15 protein-coding genes and 2 pseudogenes are annotated in these 14283 nt (G+C 72.9%); 4 read left to right on the top strand and 13 right to left on the bottom strand.

All coding sequences use genetic code 11. The annotated features are described in order from the left end of the window. Positions 1–167: 167 nt before the first annotated feature. From KIK06_RS23005 to KIK06_RS22985, 5 genes and pseudogenes are all read right to left on the bottom strand, one after another. Positions 168–638, bottom strand: a pseudogene (locus tag KIK06_RS23005) (class I SAM-dependent methyltransferase); the annotation flags it as partial. Then, positions 635–1306, bottom strand: coding sequence for a TIGR04282 family arsenosugar biosynthesis glycosyltransferase (locus KIK06_RS23000; RefSeq protein WP_268645047.1), 672 nt, complete (start codon positions 1304–1306; stop codon positions 635–637). The gene KIK06_RS23000 and the pseudogene KIK06_RS23005, both read right to left, overlap by 4 nt. Then, the gene (locus tag KIK06_RS22995; protein ID WP_268646135.1) at positions 1303–2052 is read right to left on the bottom strand and encodes a glycosyltransferase family 2 protein; all 750 of its coding nucleotides are present in this window, start codon (positions 2050–2052) and stop codon (positions 1303–1305) included. The genes KIK06_RS23000 and KIK06_RS22995 overlap by 4 nt, the downstream gene beginning before the upstream one ends. Before the next feature lie 105 nt (positions 2053–2157). Continuing rightward, on the bottom strand, positions 2158–3231 hold the full coding sequence (locus KIK06_RS22990) for an NAD-dependent epimerase/dehydratase family protein (protein ID WP_268645046.1): 1074 nt from the start codon (positions 3229–3231) through the stop codon (positions 2158–2160). A gap of 117 nt (positions 3232–3348) precedes the next feature. Beyond that, positions 3349–3486: pseudogene (locus KIK06_RS22985) on the bottom strand (PadR family transcriptional regulator); the annotation flags it as partial. 125 nt (positions 3487–3611) lie between these two features. Between KIK06_RS22985 and KIK06_RS22980 the strand changes: the two are divergent. Then, positions 3612–4604: a DUF389 domain-containing protein gene (locus KIK06_RS22980; protein ID WP_268645045.1), complete on the top strand. Its 993-nt coding sequence runs from the start codon at positions 3612–3614 to the stop codon at positions 4602–4604. 3 nt (positions 4605–4607) lie between these two features. On the opposite strand, the gene KIK06_RS22975 is transcribed toward KIK06_RS22980, so the two are convergent. Then, a complete protein-coding gene (locus tag KIK06_RS22975) occupies positions 4608–5051 on the bottom strand; it encodes a MarR family winged helix-turn-helix transcriptional regulator (RefSeq protein ID WP_268645044.1) in 444 nt (147 codons plus the stop codon). Positions 5052–5134: 83 nt separating this feature from the next. Between KIK06_RS22975 and KIK06_RS22970 the strand changes: the two genes are divergently transcribed. Beyond that, positions 5135–5992: an SDR family NAD(P)-dependent oxidoreductase gene (locus tag KIK06_RS22970; protein ID WP_268645043.1), complete on the top strand. Its 858-nt coding sequence runs from the start codon at positions 5135–5137 to the stop codon at positions 5990–5992. A 1-nt stretch (position 5993) separates the two neighbouring features. Here the strand turns inward: KIK06_RS22970 and KIK06_RS22965 are convergent, their stop codons facing one another. From KIK06_RS22965 to KIK06_RS22955, 3 genes are all read right to left on the bottom strand, one after another. After that, on the bottom strand, positions 5994–6407 hold the full coding sequence (locus KIK06_RS22965) for a hypothetical protein (protein ID WP_017599084.1): 414 nt from the start codon (positions 6405–6407) through the stop codon (positions 5994–5996). 418 nt (positions 6408–6825) lie between these two features. Beyond that, positions 6826–7560: a hypothetical protein gene (locus tag KIK06_RS22960; RefSeq protein WP_268645042.1), complete on the bottom strand. Its 735-nt coding sequence runs from the start codon at positions 7558–7560 to the stop codon at positions 6826–6828. 51 nt (positions 7561–7611) lie between these two features. Next, complete coding sequence (locus KIK06_RS22955; protein ID WP_268645041.1) at positions 7612–8373, bottom strand: L,D-transpeptidase family protein; 762 nt, start codon at positions 8371–8373, stop codon at positions 7612–7614. A 251-nt stretch (positions 8374–8624) separates the two neighbouring features. Between KIK06_RS22955 and KIK06_RS22950 the strand changes: the two genes are divergently transcribed. Next, positions 8625–8765, top strand: a complete 141-nt coding sequence (locus KIK06_RS22950) for a hypothetical protein (protein WP_268645040.1) — start codon at positions 8625–8627, stop codon at positions 8763–8765. A 47-nt stretch (positions 8766–8812) separates the two neighbouring features. On the opposite strand, the gene KIK06_RS22945 is transcribed toward KIK06_RS22950, so the two are convergent. The 3 genes from KIK06_RS22945 to KIK06_RS22935 form a co-directional block, all read right to left on the bottom strand. Beyond that, positions 8813–10534, bottom strand: coding sequence for a choice-of-anchor I family protein (locus KIK06_RS22945; protein WP_268645039.1), 1722 nt, complete (start codon positions 10532–10534; stop codon positions 8813–8815). Positions 10535–10679: 145 nt separating this feature from the next. After that, entirely contained in the window at positions 10680–11519 is an 840-nt protein-coding gene (locus KIK06_RS22940; protein WP_017599079.1) for an ACT domain-containing protein, read from the bottom strand. A 78-nt stretch (positions 11520–11597) separates the two neighbouring features. After that, entirely contained in the window at positions 11598–12200 is a 603-nt protein-coding gene (locus KIK06_RS22935) for a TetR/AcrR family transcriptional regulator (protein WP_268645038.1), read from the bottom strand. A gap of 84 nt (positions 12201–12284) precedes the next feature. Between KIK06_RS22935 and KIK06_RS22930 the strand changes: the two genes are divergently transcribed. Continuing rightward, entirely contained in the window at positions 12285–13421 is a 1137-nt protein-coding gene (locus tag KIK06_RS22930) for a hypothetical protein (RefSeq protein WP_268645037.1), read from the top strand. Here the strand turns inward: KIK06_RS22930 and KIK06_RS22925 are convergent. Then, the gene (locus KIK06_RS22925) at positions 13418–14188 is read right to left on the bottom strand and encodes an SDR family oxidoreductase (RefSeq protein WP_268645036.1); all 771 of its coding nucleotides are present in this window, start codon (positions 14186–14188) and stop codon (positions 13418–13420) included. The genes KIK06_RS22930 and KIK06_RS22925 overlap by 4 nt on opposite strands. Positions 14189–14283: the final 95 nt, after the last annotated feature.

Raw genomic sequence — 14283 nt, 5'->3', positions numbered from 1 at the left:
CGGACCTCCCACGTGTCGTCACGGGACCACCCCGCCCGCGTCGCCAGGCGCAGCAGGGCGGGCACCCCCAGCCGTGCCCAGGGGAAGGGGGCGCCCGCCCTTCCCCGCCCGTCGGTGATCCGCGCGGTCATGCGTTCGCAGACGTCCTCGGGGGCGGCTTCGACGATCAGCAGCCCTCCGGCTCGGACCAGCTCCCGCGCGCGGGCGAGCAGCCTCTCCGGGGAACCGCCGATACCGATGTTGCCGTCCACCAGCAGAGCGGTGTGCCAATCTCCCTCCTCGGGCACCGGATCGAACGCCGACTGGCACAGCGCCCGTCCGCCCGAGGCGTTGGCGTGCGCCACGGCCATCGGGTTGAGGTCCACGCCGAGCGCCCGCCAGCCGCGGTCGGCCAGCTCCGCGACCAGTCGGCCCGGGCCGCACCCCACGTCCAGGACACCGCCCTCGCAGCGCTCCAGTACGGCCGTGTCGGCCGCGTCGATCCCCCCGCACCAGCGTTCGACGTCCAGCGGCAGGGTCGATCCGTCGGGGCGGCGCAGGAACAGCGGCCCGCGCTCCCGGACGAGCGCCTCGGTGTACGGATCGCACCGCCACGCCGCCACGTCCACGGGGGAGGCGGCGGTCTCGGCCGCGTTCATCGCACGAGTCCCGTCGTTCGGTCCGCGACGGCCCGAGCGAACCGGCTGCCCGGGACCTGGCGCGCGACCCGGGCGACGTCCGCGGCGGTGTCCACATCCGTCAGGAGCGGCAGGTCGGCCACCCGCAGACCCGCGGCGGTCAGGCGCCGGCGCTGCACCCGGCCGGTCCGTGCCGTCGACATCGGCACGCCGAGCAGCAGATCGGGGTCGGGTTCGGCGAGGCCGAGCGCCCAGAACCCGCCGTCCTCGGCCGGTCCGAACCACGCGTCCGCGCGCGTCCAGGCGTCAGCGGCCAGCACGGGGGCCAGGATCGCGGCCGTGACCTGCGGTGTGTCCATGCCGAGCAGCAGGGTCGGGCCCGAGCACCGGGCGAACGCGGCGGCCAATCGCTCGTCCAGTCCGCCGCCCGACTGGGGGACCACGTCGAACCCCCCGTCCGGCAGCCACGGGCCAGGCTGCCCCTCCAGAGCCAGCACCCTCCTGCGGGCCGGAAGCGACAGCACGGTGTCCAACGTGTCCGACAGCGCGGCGGCGGCCAGGCGGGCCGCCTCCTCCAGCGTGTACTCCGGGGTCAGCCGCGTCTTGACCCTGCCGGGGACGGGTTCCTTGGCGATGACGAGGAGCGTCGCGGCCCCGGCCGCCGGAACGTCCTCCCCGAGGCCGTTCACCGGCCCCTCCCCGCCGACCGCGCCGGTCTCGGCGCCGCGGGCCCGCGCAGCACCGATGACATGTCCCGCACCGCCGTCCACGTCCCCCGCCACGTCCCCGTCACCTTGGAGGCACCGGTCCGCGGGAGGTAGGGGACGTCCACCTCGTCGATCCGCCATCCGGCGTCCGCGGCGCGCACGACCATCTCCAGGGGGTAGCCGGACCTCCGGTCGGTCAGGCCGAGCCCGAGGAGGTCCTCCCGCCGCGCGCTCCGCATGGGACCGACGTCGCGCAGCCGCACCCCGCTGCGCCTGCGCAGCATCCGTGTCACCGCGGCGTTGCCCACGCGGGCGTGGGCGGGCCAGGCGCCTCCGACGGTGGGGCGGCGACGGCCCACGACCAGGTCCGCGGTTCCCTCGCGCACCGCCTCCACCACGCGCGGGAGCAGTGCCGGGTCGAGCGAGGCGTCGCAGTCGCAGAAGCAGACGATGTCGGCGGTGGCGGCGAGGAGCCCCGCGTGGCAGGCCGCCCCGAACCCTCGCCGCGGTTCGGTGACGACCGATGCGCCCAGTTGTTCGGCGATGCGCGCCGAACCGTCCGTGGACCCGTTGTCCACGACGATCGGCCGCCATCCGGAGGGGACGCGCTCGATGACCCATGGCAGGGCCGCCGCCTCGTCCAGGCACGGCAGGATCACGTCCACCGGTGGTCGCCGGTGCTCTCCCGGCGGGACCTCGGGGTCCCTCGCGGTCTGGTCGGAGTACACAGCGGAGTCGTCGCTCCCATGTCGCTCATTGATCACGATGATCACGCTACGTAGCGAAACGGCTCCCGCGGGGGAGGGACGTCCCACGACACGCGGACAGCACCGTCACCTCGCCGGCACGTCGGCCCCGGCACGGGCGCGCAGCCCCGCCCGCGCGAACTCCCGCATGCCCTCGGCGAAGCCCACACGCGGACGCCAGCCGAGGTCCTCGGTCAGGCGCGCGGAGCACGCGGTGATGTGCCGGACGTCGCCCAGCCGGTAGTCACCGGTCACCACCGGGCACGGTCCTCCGTGCGCCTCCGCCAGCGCCCACGCCATCTCACCGACCGTGTGCTGGGTTCCGCTGCCGGTGTTGAACGCGGACAGGACGCCCTCCGGTCGTCCCGTGAGAGCCGCCACCGCCGCCACGTTGGCGTCGGCCACGTCGCGGACGTGCACGAAGTCCCTCCGCTGGCGACCGTCCTCGAACACGCGCGGGGCCTCGCCCCTGGCCAGAGCCGACCGGAAGAAGGACGCCACACCCGCGTACGGGGTGTCGCTCGGCATGCCGGGACCGTAGACGTTGTGGTAGCGCAGTGCGATCGCGCGTCCGCCGACGGCCCGCGCCCACGCCGCGCAGAGGTGTTCCTGCGCCAGCTTGGTGGCGGCGTAGACGTTGCGCGGGTCGGTCGGGGCGTCCTCGCCGACCAGCCCGGGGGCCAGCGGCGCCCCGCAGCGCGGGCACGGGGGGTCGAAGCGACCGGCGGCCAGGTCGGCCTCCCGCCGGGGCCCGGGCCGGACCGGGCCGTGCTCCGTACAGGTGTAGGCCCCCTCGCCGTAGACCACCATGGACCCGGCGAGCACGATGTCGCGCACACCCCGGCGGGCCATCGCGGCCAGCAGCGTCGCGGTGCCCAGGTCGTTGCATCCGACGTAGTCCGGCGCGTCGCCGAAGTCCGCGCCCAGGCCCACCATCGCCGCCTGGTGGCACACGACGTCCACCCCGCGCAGCACACGCTCCACGGCCTCGCCGTCACGGACGTCGCAGACCAGGTCGACCCCGGCGTCGCCCGGTGGCCTCCCCGCGTGCGCCTGCGGCAGGAGGACGTCGAGGGTCACCGCCGTATGCCCGGCATCCCGCAGGGCCTCGGCCACGTGCGACCCGATGAACCCCGCCCCGCCGGTGACAAGTACGCGCATGCGGCCCACGTTAGGTTCCGGGGCCGCCCGCGTCCCCGGGGCACACCGGTGACCTCGGGAATCGGGGGCGACGGGCGGTTGTCACTCCCAGCGCGGTCCCTCCGGGCGCATCGTCCGCAGCAGGGCGAGTACCACCCTGGTGTGCGGCGTGCTCTGGAGGTAGGGCTCCGGGCGCTCCGCCCGGACCAGCCAGAGTTCGACGTCGGTGACACCCGACTCCGTGACGGCGTAGCGCTTGTGCTCCGGACCGACGCCGCGCCCGGCCACCTCGGCCCCGGCCGCACCCGGCGGGCCTCCTGACAACGACCCCGCGTCCTCCCCCGTCCCGCGCCCGCCGTGTCTGACCTGGCCGGAGGGACCCCGGGGGCGATACTCGGGCCATGCTCAGCGCACTCCTCGAACGCATCGTCCCGGCCACACAACGTCGCACGCTGGACGAGATGGTGGAGGACCTCGACCTCTCGGCCGGTGACAGCAGGGCCAAGCGCTCGGCCTTCTGGACGATGCTGACCCTGTCGTCGGTGATCGCCGCGGGCGGGGTGATCACCGACTCGACCGCCACCGTGATCGGGGCGATGATCATCGCCCCCCTGGCGACACCGATCATGGGCATCGCCCTGGGCTCCGTCCAACGGCGGCGGACCGGTTCGGTCAGGATCGTCCTCTTCGGCTGCCTGCTGGTGATCGGTGTGGGGTTGGTGTTCTCGGTGGCCCTTCCCGAGAGCTACGACCTGCTCTCCAACGGCCAGATCTCCGGAAGGACGTCACCGGGCCTGATGGACCTGGTGTCGGCCGTCGCGACGGGGCTCGCCGGTGCGCTGGCCCTGTCCCGCCGGGACGTCGCCGCCGTGCTTCCGGGGGTGGCGATCGCGATCTCCCTCGTCCCGCCCCTGGTGGTGGCCGGGGTGTGTCTGGGGCATCTCGCCTTCTGGCCCGCCATGGGCGCGCTCGTGCTGTTCCTGTCCAACCTCTTCGGTCTGGTCTCCGCGGGCATGGCGGTCTTCGCTGTGGTCGGGTACGGGGCCGGGGGCGCCCGGAGGGCGACCCGTAGGACCCGTCTCGCCATGGCCTTGCTGTTCACCGTCGTGTTCATCCCGCTCGTCGGCAACACCACGGTCACGATCCTCGTGGACCTGTGGACGGCACGGGCGAAGGAAGCGGCCGGCGAGTGGCTCGCCGACACCCCCGGCTCGTCCGTCACCCGCGTGGACATGGTGTCGCGCACGATCCACGTCCACGTCCGCTCCTCGGGGGACCTGCCCCCGAGGAGCGAGCTGATCGAACGCCTCGACGGCGAGGTTCCGCAGGGCCTCCCCGTCGTGGTCCAGACGACCAGAGGCCAGCGGATCGACGCCGGTGTGGTCGGCCACTGAGGTTCAGGGGGACCCGTCGGCGTTGACCGCCGTCACGCAGCGGTCGAGGAGTTCTCGCAGGGTGTCGCGTTCCTCCGGGGTGAGGGCATCGGCCATGCGGCGCTCGATCGGCGCCGCCCGCCGGTCGGCGGCGCGTAGACGCTCGGTGCCCGCCTCGGTGATCCGGGTCTGGAGGACGTGCTGGTACCAGGGGTGCGCCCCCCTCTCCACCAGCCCGTCGGCCGCGAGGGCCTTGAGCACGGCCGCCATGGCCTGGGGTGTGACCAGGCAGACGCGGGCGAGCGCCGCCCCGGAGATGCCGGGGCTGTCGTGCAGCGCGAACAGCGCCGCGTATTGCGCGACACTCAGGCCCGTTTCGCGTAACGCGGCGGCCTTGGCCGACATCAGTGCCTGCTCGGCGCGCTTGATGTCGAAGCCGAGGCGCTCCCCGGCGGGCATCTCCTCCATACGGGTGAGCCTAGCGCCGCGTATCGGTGTAAAGTCCTGAATGACCATCAAGGGCTTGATAATTTTTCGATGACGGAGGACCCATGGCGGGCAAGACCGTGCTGATCACCGGAGCGTCGTCGGGACTCGGCCGCCACCTGGCACACGACCTCGCGACCCGGGGCGCCGTCCTGTTGCTCCACGGACGCGACCGTGACCGCCTGGACCGGGTCGCGAGCGAGGTCGGGGCCCGGGCCGCGAAGGTGCGCACCTACCGCGCCGACCTGGGGGACCTCGACCAGGTACGGGATGTCGCCGAACGCGTGCTCGAGGACGCCCCGACCCTCGACGTGCTGGTGAACAACGCCGCGGTCGGTGGAGGCGCCGACCCTTCGGTACGCGAGACCAGCCGCCAGGGGCACGAACTCCGGCTGGCCGCCAACCACCTCGCCCCGTACCTGCTCGTCCGCGAGCTACGGGAGGCGCTGGCCGCGGCGGGCTCGGCGCGGGTCGTCAACGTGGCGTCGGCGGGGCAACTCCCCGTCGACTTCGACGATCCGATGTTCACCCGGGGCTACGAGGGAGTCGAGGCGTACTGCCGCAGCAAGCTCGCGATGATCATGGGCACCTTCGACCTCGCCGAGGAGTTGAGGGGCCAGGGCACGACCGTCAACGCGCTGCACCCGGCGCACCTGATGGACACGCGGATGGTGCGGCAGAGCGGGTTCGCCCCCGCCGCCACCGTGGACGACGGGGTCCTGCCCACGCTGCGACTGATCGCCGACTCGGCACTGGAGGGCGTCACCGGACGCTACTTCGACCGTTTCGACGAGGCCCGCGCCCACGCACAGGCCTACGACCCGAAGGCACGCCGCGACCTGGCCGCACTCACCGAGCGGCTCCTGAACGGTGTTCCCGGAGCTCGCACGGGTGAGGGCGCCGAGCCGGAGCGCGTCTCCTGACTCAGCCGGAGTGGCGGAGGCGGTGCCAGGCGGTCACCCAGCGGCCGCGTTCGGCCTCGTCCTCACCCGCGCAAGCGGTCACGAAGGCCATGAGGACGACGTAGCGCGGCATCCGCGTACCCTCCAGCGCCGCACGGAAGGTCGAGCTCTTGACCGCTCCGCCGCACAGGTACTCCAGCTCCAGGTAGGACCAGTCCCCCGCCCAGACGAGGTAGCGGCGCATGGTCAGCAGGAACTCGGCGGGCGTGGCGGCGTTGGTGGGGTCGGGTCGCTGGTGGTACCCGACGAGGTCGCGTACCGGACGGGTCCGTTCGACGGCACCGTTCACGGGGGTGGAGAGGAGGTGATCCAACCAGCCCGTTCCGCTGAGGGATCCGTTGGGGCCGGTCGGTTCGAGGACGCCCGTGCTGCTCACACCATCTCCTTTTCAGCGGGCGGGACGACGACCATGGAACGCGTTGACGCGAGGTGCGCACGTGGAACACACGTGCGGGGGAAGTGAGGGAACCGATGGACAAGGGGGCGTCCAGGTGATGGCCCCGAATGTTCGGTTACCAAGAAATCTACCGGATGGACACGACACACGAAAGCGCCAGAAGTCCCGTTGGGGACGAGGCGTGCGTCTCCCCTGCCCCGCGCCGGAGGACGAGGAGGACGACCCTTCGGGGAACTTTTCTTAAAAAGGCGGGAAATGTGATCCCACACACCGAACGAAACGTCCACCATAACTTCGAGATTTTCACCCCCGTTTCACCTGGCACTCCAACAGAAAGAGACTCATTCTCCGCATATCTGGCGAACCAGAACACAGGATGCGGTTGACCGTAATAAGGTCACAGGGTCCAGGTGACCACAGTGGCGTCGTCATGGGCCTTGCCCCTCGGGTGACGCGTCCCCTCCGGATCCGCTCGCTCCAGTTCGCGCACCCGGGCCACCAGGGCGTCGGGGCCCCGTTCCAGCACCAGGTCCAGTGCCTCGTCCCAGCGGTACGCGCGAAACACCTCCACGGCCCGCCCCGCGCCGTCGGTCAGGGCGGCGAAGGGACCCCGCGGCGCCGTCCCCGCCACCGCCTCGTCCGCCGCCCGCGGGTCGGCGCCCGCCGTCCAGAATCCGCCGGGCACGTTGCGGTACGCGCGAACCGGGCCGGTCACCCTTCCTCTGAGGTCGTCCAACCGGGTGTCCGCGACCACGCGCGTCCCGCCCTCCCCGCGCACCAGCAGCACCGAGTCCGACAGGACCAGGTACTCCAGCACTCCCCCGCGTAGGCGCACCGCGACGACGGTGGCCGACGGAGTCCCGCGATTGGTGAGGTCGCAGGACCCGCCGTGCAGCGAGGACACGCCCGCGATCGCCTCCGCCAGCGCCTCGCGCAGGCCGAGCCCGGCGTCCGCCCCCGCCAGCAGCAGGCCGCCGAGGGATCGCGTGAACCACGCGACCCCGTGGCGGCACCCGTCGTCCGGACGCGCGGTCACGCCGTCGAGCAGCACCGCGCAGTCGGCGCTCACGGCCGCGAAGTCCTCGTTGGGGTGGTCGGGGCGGCCGGGCTCGGTGGTGATCCGGAAGGGCACGCGGTCCTCCTTCGTGGCGGGCCGAAAACGGCCGCGGTCCCCGCTTCTCGGTCAGTACACGACGACGGTGGTGTGCACCTCCATGTTCCCGCTCTCCCACAGCCAGTCCATGGCGGCCATGCTCACCCGGGCGCAGCCGTGCGAGGCGGGGTGGGCCGGGACGCTGGGGTAGCCGTGCACGGCGATCCCGCCGTTGAAGTACTTGGGCCGGTACAGCGCTCCGTAGGGCCCGGGGTCCCACGCGTCCACCTCGCGGAAGACGGAGTAGGTCCCGGTGGGCGTGGTGGCGATGACCTCGGTGCCGTCCCACCTCTCGTAGGGCCGGCCCGATCCGGTGGAGGTGTTGATGACCCGTTCCACCTCGCCGTCGGAGACGACGAGGAGCAGCTGGTCGTCGAGGTCGATCTCCAGCAGGTCGCCGGAGTCGGTGGTGGCCGACGGACGCACTCCCTGGTCGAGGGCTTCCTGGGTGTCGGGGCCGACGATGCCGTCGCGGGCGATCCCGGCGGCCTTCTGGAGCGCCACGACGGCCTGTTCCGTGTAGTAGCCGAACTCGCCGTCGACGCCGTTGGGCCAGTAGCCGAGCTCGTTCAGGCGCTCCTGGAGCTCGGTGACGTCGGCTCCGGAGTCGCCCTCCCGCAGATCGGGCGGCAGGGTCGCGGGGGCGGGGACGGCCGGGGCGGACGCATGGGCCGGGGCGGCGAGGAGGGCCGCACCGGTCCCGAGCGCGCACGAGGCGGCCAGGGCCAGGACGGCGGCTCGGGCGAGGGGTCGGGGGCGGATGCGGACGGGGGGTGACAGTGGGGTTGCCATACGCGACATCTACCCACGCGTCCGGAGTTTTCCCCACCGAAACGGCGTCTGTGGACAACCTCGGCGCGTCCGTGCGGGTCAGGCGCCGGGACGGGTATCGCGGACGCGAGGCCCGAACGGAACCCCGTCCGCGCGGCGGGCCGATAGAGCCGGTATGGAATCCTCATCGATCTCCACCTCCCACCCCGCCCCCTCCGCCGCCCGACGACGGATGGCGGCTTGGTTGGTACGTCAACACGGCGGTACAGGCCGTGGTCGGCCTCGTCCTGCCACTGGTGGCGTCCCGCCGGGGGGCGGACCGCCTGCCCGCCCTCGGGGTCGCCCTCCTGATGGCCCTGGTCTGGTACGTGGGCATCGGGCTGGTGTGGGACGTCCTGATGCCCCCGATGTGACGACGGCCCAGCCGTCGGCCACCCGACGGCTGGGCCCCGTACGGGTGTCAGCGGCGCCCCGGCACCACGCGGTCGACCCGGAACAGGCTCGTGGAGCCGCTCACCTCATTGGCCACCGCCAGGACCGGAACCCCGGGAATCGGTGAGTCGTCCGCCTCGATGAAGGTCAGGCCCTCGGGTCCGAGGTCTCCGGCCTCCCGGGTGCCGGGCTCGGCGGAGAAGTCGCGGTTGTTCAGGTACCGCACGAAGAACGCCGACCGGGGGTCGGTGATGTCGTAGACCATCACGCCGCCCACCCGCTCCAGGCCCACGAACGCGTAGGTGCGCCCGGACACCCTGCCGACGACGGCGGACTCGGGCTCGGGCCCCTTGTCGTCGCTGCGCGCGTCGAAGGAGCTCTCGTCGTTGTTGGCGTTGAAGTGGTCCGGGTCGGCCTCCGCGGTGATCCGCTCGAAGTCCGCACCGGAGTCGAAGAGCCGTTCACCGTCGGCCGTCCAGATCGAGAAGGAGCGGCCCCCGTGGGCGTACACGTCCTCGTAGCAGCTGCCGTCCTCGCGCAGGCCGTCCTCGGCGGAGACGTGCAGGCGCCCCAGGTTGGCGTCGTCGAGCAGTTCGTCGACCGTGCCGATCCCCTGGTCGTTGTCGGCCAGGAAGTCCCGCAGGCGCGGGGAGTCCTCGCACAGAGGGGTGTCGGCGGCCAGTGAGCCCAGCCGCTCCTCCTCCGAGTAGCCGTCCCAGTCCCGGGAGTCGCCCTCGTTGGCGGTGACCAGCAGGGTCCGCCCGCGCCACCGGTAGGTGTCGAACCCGTCGGGTTGGTACATCCCGTAGACCGGCCAGTTCTCGATCCGGGCCTCGCCGTCCCTGTTGGAGGCGTCCAGACCGTTGCCCGACTCCAGGTGGTCCTTCACGCCGAACGGCACGATGTCGGTGAACTCGGCGGCGCCCACGTCCAGGACCGCGAAGGCGTTGGCCTCCTGGAGCACGACGTAGGCGGTACCGCGGGCCCCCGCGGAGATGTACTCCGGTTCGAGGTTGCGCGCCACCCGGCCCGGTGTCCCGGGCTCTTCCGTGGACAGGTCGGGGCCGAAGACCCGCACCCCGGAGTGGAGCTCCCGGCCCTCGTCCCAGGCGCGGAAGTCGGCCGTGTCCACGTCGTCCTGGGTGAGCCCCCGCGGGTCGCCGGACATCCGGACCACGCTCACCGAGCCCTCCGGGTCGGCGGTGTAGTCGTCGCTCGGCTCGCCCTCGTTGGCGACCAGCAGGGCCCGCCCGTGCGGTGTGAAGGTCGCCATGTCCGGCAGGGCCCCGACCCGGAGCGCGTTCAGCGGGACGCCGTCGGCGCCGAAGAAGACCACCCAGCCCGGCTCGGTCCGGTCCTCGGCCTCCACCGCCACCACGATGACACCGTCGTGCACCGCCACGGAGTTGGCGACGCCCCCCTCCGCCACGGTCGAGCCGTCGGCCGCCGCCACGCCCGCGGTCTCCAGGTCGAAGAGCTTCGTCGGCTCCTCCGGGTCGGAGACGTCCAGGACCTCGACGGTGGCCGCCGCCGCGTTGACGACGAACAGACGCTGGGTGTCCGGGTCATGGGCGACGATCTCGGCGGCCGACTCGTCGAAGGCGTCGGTGTGGTAGGTGCCGAGCACCGACAGTTCGACGCTGATGGGCCGGGGGCCGCGCACCGGTCCCCGCTCGTCGGCGTGGGCGGCGACTGACGCCCCGGTCAGGGAGACGGCGATGGCGGCCGTGGCCGCCATGGTCTTACGCATGGTGCTTCCTGGTGGGGTTGGGGGAGACGGGCGAGATCACGCCCGCGCCGAAGCCAACCAGGGGGTCGCGAACGGCGGGTGACGGCGGTCGAGCCGCCAGGTGAAGGGAGCCCGCGTCGAGGACACCCACGACGCGGGACCGCCGTCAGCGTTGCCGCGAGCGACCGTGCAGGGAGGCGGCCACCTGGGCCAGGGCCCGGCACCGCGCGAACTCCACGGCGGTGAACGGCACCCCCACCCTGCGGACGACGAGGACCGCCCCGTCCGGGGAGGGCAGGGTCATCGTCGTGCCGGAGGTGTCCTCCTCCCCCATCCCCTCGGGCGCCGCGTCGGCGCGCTCGACGTCCTGGGCGGAGGCCAGGGACAGCAGCGCCCCCTCCAGCGTCGTCGCTCCCTCCACCATGGCGCTGACCAGTCGGAGCGTCCGGCTGGTGGTGTCGCTGAGCTCGTGGACGTCGGCGGGCCGGACGATCGCCTCGCGCACCCCGGCGCCCAGGACCGCCGCGTACAGGGTCTCCTCGACGACGTGCGCGGGCGCGCTGACGAGGAATTCGTCGGTGGTCTCGGCGCCGTCGGGGTGGACCTGCATGAGCCTTATGTCGACCCCGAGCGCGGCGAAGCGCGCGGTGAGTTCGGCGAGCCCGCCCGGGACGTCGGCGAGTGTGACGCGAACACTCCACAGCCGGTCCCCGGCCTCGGGCGTCCGGGGCGAGGAGGACCCGCCCTTCGGCCCGTTCCCGCCGCGCGACCGGCGGACCGCCGCGCTGCGGTGGCGGTGCCAGCGGTGCAGGGCCGAGACGGCGAGCAGGATCGCCCCCACGGTGATGAGGGCGCGGACACCGCCGTCGCTGTGTCCGAGGGAGAGCACCAGTACGTGCGCCGCACCGGCGGCGAGCAGCAGTACTCCCATGTCCAGCGCCTCTCGGCCGAGGAAGCCGGGGCGCGTGCGGTCGTCGGTTCCGTAGCTGCCTTCGGAATCGTCCATGCGTCCCACCGTGCCCACCCGACGTTGCGAAGCGTCGTCACTCTGTGAATCCCAGGTAACGACGCAGGGTGAGGCGCGTCACGGAGTGCGATCGCCGCCGGTCAGCAGCCAGTCGACCATCAGGCGCAGTTCGGCGCGGGACCGGTCGGCGTCGAAGCCCTCGTCCCCGGCCGCGAGGAACACGGCGTCGACGAGGTGCTGGATCCAGCGGGCGGCCCGCTCCGGCGGGAACACGGGCGGCCGCCCGTCGTCGGCGAGCGCGCGCAGCAGGACGGTGAGCGCCTCAATCGTGCGCTCCTCGTCCCCGCCGAGTAGGCGAGCGAACTCCGCGTCCCGGTTGACCTGGAACAGGGCGGCGGCCATCAGTCCCGGGACGAGCGGGTCGCCGGCGTCGGCGACGAGGTGGTCGACCAACCCGTCGAGCCCCGCGTGGGGGTCGTCGGCGGCCAGGGCGACCTCCCTCGCCCGGGCGTTGTGCTCCAGGTCGTCGGCGAAGAGCGCGTGGAAGATCTCGCGCTTGGTCGGGAAGTAGTGGAACAGCGTGCCGGAGCCGATCCCCGCGCGGCGGCAGATGCTCGCGGTGGAGGTGCCGTCGACGCCCTTCTCGGCGAACTCCCGGGCCGCGGCGGCGAGGATGGCGGCCCGCTTGCGGGCGTGCTGTTCGGGGTTGACGGTACGCATCCCGCGCAGCATATCGGCGCCGCCCGGCACCCGCGGGCCCGCCGCCGCTATTAATAGAGTGATCACTCTGCTAATGTCCGTGGCATGTCCACGACACGGGTCACCGCACGTCCCCGCCCCCGTCTCCACCGCCGCCTGCCCCCGGTGATCGGTCTGCTCATGCTGTCCCCGGTCTGCGCCGAGTACCTCATCGGCTACGACTCCAACGTGGGACGGCCGCTCGTGCTCCTCGGCGGGCTGCTCGTCCTCGCGCCCCTGTACGGCGCCGTCGCACTCCTCATCCGGGAGACCGCCCGCCGGACCGGCCGCGGCTGGCCGACGATCCTGCTGCTCGCGCTGGCGTTCGGGATCGTCCAGGCCGGGCTGGTCGACCAGAGCCTGTTCAACCCCGACTACCGGAACATCGACTACTGGGACGACATGCGCGACCCCACGCTCATCGAGGGGATCGGGGTGAGCGCCGACATGGGCCTCACTTTCCTGCTGGGGCACACCGTCTGGTCCTTCACCGCGCCCATCGCCCTGGTCGAGGCCCTCGCCCCGCGCGAACTCGCCCGCCGCCCGTGGCTGGGCTGGTTCGGCACCTCGGTCGTGGCGCTGCTCTACCTCGCGGCGGCCTACCTCGTCTTCGACGACCACCTGGCCACCGAGGACTTCGTCGCCTCCCCCGGACAGATCGGCGGTGCGGCGACCGCCACGGCGCTCCTGGTCCTGGTCGCGCTGGCCCTGCCGCGCCGCCGCGCGGACGGCACCGCCGCGTCCCCCCGCGGGGCCCCGGCCCCCTGGCTGGTGGGCGGCCTCACCCTGCTCGTCGCGTTGGGGACCTCGTGGTTCCTCCCTCCGACCTGGCCGGGCGTCGCGGCCGAACTGGGGGCGCTCGCCGGACTGGGCGCGCTCATCTGGGCGTGGTCGCGGCGCGAGGGCTGGTCAGGGCGGCACGTCGTCCTGGTCGCCGGGGCTCCGCTCGTCCTCAACGGACTGACCTCGTTCGCGGTCCAACCCCTGGGCGAGCCGGTCGCGCCGCTGCTCAAGTACGGCAGCAACGCCTTCTTCGCGCTCCTCGTCATCGGCCTGATCGCCTGGGGGTACGCCCGCGGCGCCCGCGACCCGCACCGTTCGGGCGCCGGCAGGGTGCTGATGGACGGGGCTGCGCCGCAGGCGTCCGTGGAGGGCGACGGGCGGGCCGAGGCGCGGCGAAGGACCGGAGAAAGCACAGCCTAGCCCCGACCGGCGAACGGCATCTCCCTCGCCATCACCGTCACCCGGGGGACGGACACGTCCAACGGCAGGGAGACGATGTGGGCCACCATGTCGGCCACGTGCGCCGGGTCGATCGTCGGCTCGGCGCGCGTGGACCCGTCCGCCTGCAGCGCCTCCACGCCGAAGTCGGCCACCATGGGCGTCGCCGCGTTGCCCACGTCGATCTGCGTGCAGGGGATCCCGTGCGCCCGCAGATCGAGGTTCATCGCAGCGGTCAGCCCCGTGATCGCGTGCTTGGTGACGGTGTAGGCGACGCTCAGCGGACGCGGCAGGTACGCCGACACCGACCCGTTGTTGATGACGCGGCCACCGCTCGGCGACTGCTCCTTCATCAGGCGGACCGCCTCCCTGGCGCAGTACACCGAACCGGTCACGTTGGTGGCCAGCGTCCGCTCCCAGTCCTCGTCCCCGATCCCGTCCACCGACGCCCGCGGGCCGAAGACCCCCGCGTTGTTGATGAGCACGTCGACCCGGCCGAACCGCTCGCGGACCACGTCGAACAGTCCGCGCACAGAGTCGGCGGAGGTCACGTCGGTCTCGACGACCACCGCGCCCGGCCGGCCGTCCGCCGTCTCCTCCAGCGGCGCGCGCCTGCGGCCCGCGAGGACCACGGCGTGCCCGTCGGCCAGCAGCCGCCGCGCCATGCTGCGGCCCAGCCCCGACCCGGCTCCCGTCAGCACCACGACCTTCCGGTCGTCTCCGGTCGTCTCCGTGGTCGTCGACGTCACAGCTGTTCCCTCCCGTGTCCGCTCAGCAGTCGGAGGCTACCCAGGCCGACTCCCCCGCGTGTGACCGGGGGCGTCCGACGGCGCGCCGCCCGGCC

It is taken from the genome of Nocardiopsis sp. EMB25 (genome assembly GCF_026797795.1).
GTDB classification, from domain to species: domain Bacteria; phylum Actinomycetota; class Actinomycetes; order Streptosporangiales; family Streptosporangiaceae; genus Nocardiopsis; species Nocardiopsis lucentensis.
This window is presented reverse-complemented; position numbering and strand designations above follow the sequence as displayed.